This is a genomic window from Streptomyces sp. NPDC051219 (assembly GCF_040682335.1).
Lineage (GTDB): Bacteria > Actinomycetota > Actinomycetes > Streptomycetales > Streptomycetaceae > Streptomyces.
The window spans coordinates 1-3,236 of sequence record NZ_JBFBAS010000077.1 but is presented as its reverse complement, the minus strand read 5'-3'; the positions used below and the strand labels follow the sequence as shown (position 1 = coordinate 3,236).

The 3,236-nt window shown below is 62.3% G+C and carries 6 protein-coding genes; 5 read left to right on the top strand and 1 reads right to left on the bottom strand.

Annotated elements, in window-relative coordinates:
* Positions 1 to 547: 547 nt before the first annotated feature.
* The 5 genes from AB0M62_RS34745 (at position 548) to AB0M62_RS34725 (ending at position 2,968) form a co-directional block, all read left to right on the top strand.
* The gene (locus AB0M62_RS34745) at positions 548 to 976 is read left to right on the top strand and encodes a hypothetical protein (protein ID WP_366078319.1); all 429 of its coding nucleotides are present in this window, start codon (positions 548 to 550) and stop codon (positions 974 to 976) included.
* A gap of 539 nt (positions 977 to 1,515) precedes the next feature.
* Positions 1,516 to 1,713: a hypothetical protein gene (locus AB0M62_RS34740; RefSeq protein WP_366078318.1), complete on the top strand. Its 198-nt coding sequence runs from the start codon at positions 1,516 to 1,518 to the stop codon at positions 1,711 to 1,713.
* Positions 1,714 to 1,723: 10 nt separating this feature from the next.
* The gene (locus tag AB0M62_RS34735) at positions 1,724 to 2,134 is read left to right on the top strand and encodes a type II toxin-antitoxin system VapC family toxin (protein ID WP_366078317.1); all 411 of its coding nucleotides are present in this window, start codon (positions 1,724 to 1,726) and stop codon (positions 2,132 to 2,134) included.
* 148 nt (positions 2,135 to 2,282) lie between these two features.
* Entirely contained in the window at positions 2,283 to 2,684 is a 402-nt protein-coding gene (locus tag AB0M62_RS34730; RefSeq protein ID WP_366078316.1) for an HYD1 signature containing ADP-ribosyltransferase family protein, read from the top strand.
* Positions 2,685 to 2,686: 2 nt separating this feature from the next.
* Positions 2,687 to 2,968: a hypothetical protein gene (locus tag AB0M62_RS34725; protein WP_356549236.1), complete on the top strand. Its 282-nt coding sequence runs from the start codon at positions 2,687 to 2,689 to the stop codon at positions 2,966 to 2,968.
* An 88-nt stretch (positions 2,969 to 3,056) separates the two neighbouring features.
* Here the strand turns inward: AB0M62_RS34725 and AB0M62_RS34720 are convergent.
* Positions 3,057 to 3,236, bottom strand: a 180-nt coding sequence (locus AB0M62_RS34720; protein ID WP_366078315.1) for a hypothetical protein, incomplete at its 5' end; no start/stop codon positions are given.

Sequence of the window (3,236 nt, the reverse complement as noted above, 5' to 3'; positions counted from 1 at the left end):
GAGCTTCGTTGCGTACGTCGCGCACCCACCGGACATCGTCACACCACCGCGACCTGCATACCTACAAGATCACCCGACTTTGAAATCGCCCTGCAGCTCTATCTGAATGGAATTCGGGCACCATCGGGTTCGAAAGACCCTACGCGGATCGCGCGTAGGCCGAGCCGAGCCAATACCATTAAGGGCAACATCCTCGATGCCCGAGTGAAGACGCTGGCCGACAATGACTCGGCCCTGAGTGAGCTCTTCTCCACCCCTGGCGGTATGCCAGGTCCAGACTGGGTCAATACGGGGACAAGCGTTCCAGGTGTCGGCTGGTACGATCTGACAACTGCGCGCATGTGGGGACAGCATGCATTTGACTACGGGCCTAAGTATGGTCCAGGAGTGGGCATCCTCTGGCAGTGAATGCAAGAGGATGCCACAGGTCCCGTAGTTCTCGCATGACGGGATGATCACGGTTGGGTCGCCCGCCCGAAAGTACCAGGCGGGCGGCCCAGCTGTTTCCTGTGGGGCATTTTTCTATTGACCGATGAAAGGGTGCATCGTGAGTAGTATTGTGAAATTCTTTGCGGCAACAAAGGTGGATGCGCTCGACGCGTTGAACTCCGGTCCAGATGCATCATTTCGCGTGATCTCATTCGGCAATTTTGATGCCGAGGAAGCCCTTTTGGACTGGGAGTCCCACTTCACCGGACGTTCATTCGAAGCACTCGTTGAGGAAGACATCCCAGAGGTCGTCGCGGAAAGTGATGGCGGCCCCGCAGTTTTCTTGCTGTCCGATTCGCTCTTGGATGCGTTCAGCTCCTCGTCAACCTCTCAGATCGAAGAGCTGGCTCAGTGGTGGGTCAACGAGAAAGCGGAGAGCGGAATGGAGATCGACCTACCCGTCTCTTTGGGTATTCTGCGTGCACTTGTCGAGCTGACTCGGCAGGAACGAGAACCCCAGGAGGGTATTTACTGCTGGACGAGCTAACCGACCAGTTGACGGCAACGTCAGCGGACAGGGCCGATCCAGGGCGGCGCGGCTGCTTGTCGCTGCCGTCGAGGGCTGCCTCAGCGCTCGTCGGGCCAGTGAGCGCGCTGCTGAGGGTGTCGATGGCCTGACGCTGAAGGCGCAGCCGGACGCAGCAGGGAACTTCCGGGCAGCACACCGCAACCAGACCCGAGGACGTACCCGGGCAGGGTGTCGGTGGCCGGGGCGGGGGTCGAGGGCACCTTGAGCCACCCGTCAGGTGCGGGTCCCGCGCCGGCCGCATTCCGGGGGCCACGGGGCGGAAACACGGGCAGGGGACAAGCCCCACCCCGTTCGCGGGCGAGCGTATGGCCCCCGGAACACGACCGGCCCCACACCAGCCTGGACCCCGGCCCAAGGTCCCCCCAACCCCCGCGAGCACCAGTGACAGGAGCAGAAATCGGGAGGTCAAAGAGCCAGGACAACCGGAGCGGCAGCGTGCCAGACTTGGCCGTGGAGTCCCCGTGCGCGGGGAGCACGGCGAACGGGAGGGCTGAGCGATGGGCGCAGCGGAAACCGAGTATCCGATCTATCCAGCCCTGCGGCCCCGCGTGTCCGTGGAGGAGCTCCTCGCGGCGAAGAACGTGCAGCCGATCAAGTCGCTCGACGACCTGAAGGCCGACACCTTCGAGTCGGACGAGGAGGTGGAGGAGTTCATCGCCTTCACCTACGCCGAGCGCCGCCGCGATCTGGCCTGAGGTGCCCACTGTGACGCTGCAGCCCGTCATCCTGGACACCGACGTCGCCTCACGCCTGCACAAGGGAACCCTCACCGACCCACTCGGGTCCCGGTTGATCGGCCGCCGCCCGCTGATCACCTTCGTCACGTACGGCGAGCTGACCAAGTGGACCGAGGTCCGCGACTGGGGCGGTCGGCGTCGGCAGGAGCTGGCCGACTGGCTTGTCGGCATCCCCGTTCTCATCGGCGATGAAGCCGTTGCTGTTACCTGGGGCAGGCTTGCCGCAGCCGGGCACAAGGCCGGGCGTCCGCAGCCGAACAACGACATGTGGATCGCCGCCACCTGCCTCACCCACGATCTCCCGCTGGCGACCCTGAATCTCAAGGACTACCGGTACTTCCAGGAGAAGCACGGGCTTCGCATCCTCGGCGAGGAATAGGCCCGGGAATGTGATCGCGGTCTGACGGCAACGCTGACGGCAACAACCACGGATTCCAGCGGACAAGCACGAACACCGATTTGCTGTCAACTCCCGCCCTGACCAGCGAAATTGCAGGTGACGGACCCCTGCCCTCCACACGTACTATGTGCTGGCGGGGGCTACGCCGGTTCTCGTTCATAACTGTGGTGAGGCTGCAAAGGCTGCTTCTGATGGGCCGCAGAGTCTCTACCACTACACGAATGAAGCGGGGCATGACGGAATCATTTCGAGTGGCGAGATGAGGCCGTCCCTGAAGGCGAACAATCCGAAGGATGCTCGCTACGGAGATGGCCAGTACCTGACGGATATCCGGCCGGGGACGAAGACGCTCGGGCAGCTCTCGGCGGCCTTCTTGCGGGTCCCATGGGCCGGACGTAAGTTCACTCACTACATCGAAATCGACGTCAGAGGACTAGACGTGGTCGAAGGTAGGCCAGGGGTGTTCGTGATCCCAAACAGCGGGCCACTCGATCTAACCGGTCGCATCGTTGGCTCTGGAAGGAACTAGAGGTGAGGTACGTCAAGGTCGCATGGGATCACGACTTCGCTGATGATCCTGTGCTCTATCTCAGCGAGCTTGGCGACGATGGTTACGAAACCCGGAAGGTGCAGTTCTACCGGGATGGTAGATCCGAATGGGCAGATGAGAGTTCCGAAACTGCAACTGTCGGCCTCTCGGAAATCCCGTTCCCACCTCTGGAGGAAATCGCCAGCCAGTCGGAGTTCACTGCCGAGGTGATTACTCCGGAAGAGTTCGAGAGCGCATGGAACGGGGCGCGCGCGAACTCCTGACGTGCCACTGCATTCTTCTTGTGGTGTGCCAGAGCGCAAAGAGCGCTTCCATTCCGGTGGTAACAGAAGCTCGGGGCCCTGCTGACTGTCAGCAGAGCCCCGAGTCCTTGACGGCAACGCTGACGGCAACGTCAGCGGAGGACGGCTGCGGCGGGTGGGTCTTCCGGTTCACTTCTCGGGGTTTGTTCGCTTTGACGTTGCGGACCGGGACGTCGGTGGTGCGCTTGATGACCCGGACCTGGCCGTCCAGCTCGACGGTGATCGTCGA